This is a genomic window from Methylobacterium oxalidis (genome assembly GCF_007992195.1).
Lineage (GTDB): Bacteria > Pseudomonadota > Alphaproteobacteria > Rhizobiales > Beijerinckiaceae > Methylobacterium > Methylobacterium oxalidis.
Window position 1 is genome coordinate 1 of the sequence record NZ_BJZU01000271.1, and the last position, 1,672, is coordinate 1,672.

Sequence of the window (1,672 nt, forward strand, 5' to 3'; positions counted from 1 at the left end):
CCCGGCCATCAGGAGCTTGGTACCGAGCAGGGAGCCGTACGAGGCTCCCAGGATCAGGATGTTGCGTGCCATGCTTTCCTCCCTCGGACTTTCGCTACGAATTTCCGAAGACCCGAGGTGCGTCCAGTTTGTATTTTTTATGCAACCGTCGAGAAAAATTGACGGGCCGACGCTCATGCCAAACCGTGACCAAGACCTTCAGTAGCATTGTTCGATGCAGGGTGGTGCTCACTGGCTTATCAGAGCGATCTAAGAAGCTTGGCGCTGATCTGCAGCAGTGCGAGCACATCGCCCTCGCAGATCCGGTCGTTGTTGTGGGAGGGATTGATGGGCTTCTACGAGCGACACATCGGACCGCGCCTCGTGCGCTGCCTGTGCGGCATGGCCGACATCAGCGCCGAGCGCGAGAAGGTCGTGCCGGAAGCGACCGGCACTGTCCTGGAGATCGGGTTCGGGCCCGGATTGAACCTGCCCTTCTACGACCCTGAACGCGTCACTTGCGTCATCGGCGTTGATCCTAACGAGCCGTTCCTGAGGCTCGGAGAAGCACAGCAGCGTGCAGCACGAGTTCCCGTCGAGATCAGGCAAGCGCCAGCGGAACGGCTGCCGCTCGACCCGGCCTCTGTGGACACGGCTGTGGTCACGTTCACTCTGTGCTCTGTCCAGGATCCGATGCAGTCGCTCGCGGAGCTGCGACGCGTACTGCGGCCCGAAGGCCAGGTTCTGTTCCTTGAGCACGGCCTGTCTCACGAGCAACCGGTGGCGCGGTGGCAGCGCCGGCTGAACCCATGGTGGAAGCCGCTTGCTCTCGGCTGCAACCTCATTCGACCTGTACTGGGCTCGTTCCAGGCAGCAGGGTTCAGGATCGCCGAATGCGAGGAGTACTACCTGCCGCGTACGCCGAGGCCGATGGGCTTTCTCAGCCGAGGCAGAGCGCAGCCTGCTTAAGGGACGCATCTTCGCAGTAAGACAGAACTGCTCGCTGCTCTCTCAGCGCCGTGCAGGTAGTACCAGTCACACCGGACTTCGACGCACGGCTCACTGACCTGATGTAAGCGCGCCAAGGCTGTGTCTCTGCCGGCGCGTTCACTGGCGCGGCCGGCACTGGTGCTGCCCTGTCGGGCCGGAAGGGCGCTTACATCCGAGCGGCCGGAACAGCTCACTCAGGCCGTCGTGATGTAGTCGCGCATGGCTTGGCGCTCGGCCTCCAAGGCGGGCAGGCGACGCTTGACCACGTCGCCGATCGAGACGAGGCCAACGAGCTTGCCGCTCTCGCACACCGGCATGTGGCGGAAACGCCCGTCAGTCATCAGCTGCATGATCTCCCCGTTGGTTGTCTCGCGACGGCAGGTGGCTACCTCGGTCGTCATATGGCTCGAGATGCGAGCGTTGAGTGCGGATGCCCCTTGGTTGGCCAGGGCATGCATGATGTCGCGTTCCGAGAGAATACCGGCGACGTGTCCCTCAGGGTCGCAGACGACCAGGGCGCCGATGCTGTTGTCGGCCAGGAGATGGATCGCATCGTCGAGGGTGCGTTCGGGCTGCACCGTGATGACGGAAGAGCCCTTCTCGGCGAGGATATGGGCGACGGTCATGGACGTCCCTCTCGGGAGAAACATGCGCACTGTCAGCCTGCAGCGCGCCTGCATGGTCGTGATCGACCGGGATTGCT

Annotated in this window: 2 protein-coding genes; one reads left to right on the plus strand and one right to left on the minus strand. The window is 62.9% G+C overall.

The genetic code is table 11. The annotated features are described in order from the left end of the window. Positions 1-327 precede the first annotated feature (327 nt). Positions 328-948, plus strand: coding sequence for a class I SAM-dependent methyltransferase (locus MOX02_RS30470; RefSeq protein ID WP_147029487.1), 621 nt, complete (start codon positions 328-330; stop codon positions 946-948). Positions 949-1,163: 215 nt separating this feature from the next. Here the strand turns inward: MOX02_RS30470 and MOX02_RS30475 are convergent, their stop codons facing one another. Then, positions 1,164-1,595, minus strand: coding sequence for a CBS domain-containing protein (locus tag MOX02_RS30475; protein WP_147029488.1), 432 nt, complete (start codon positions 1,593-1,595; stop codon positions 1,164-1,166). Positions 1,596-1,672: the final 77 nt, after the last annotated feature.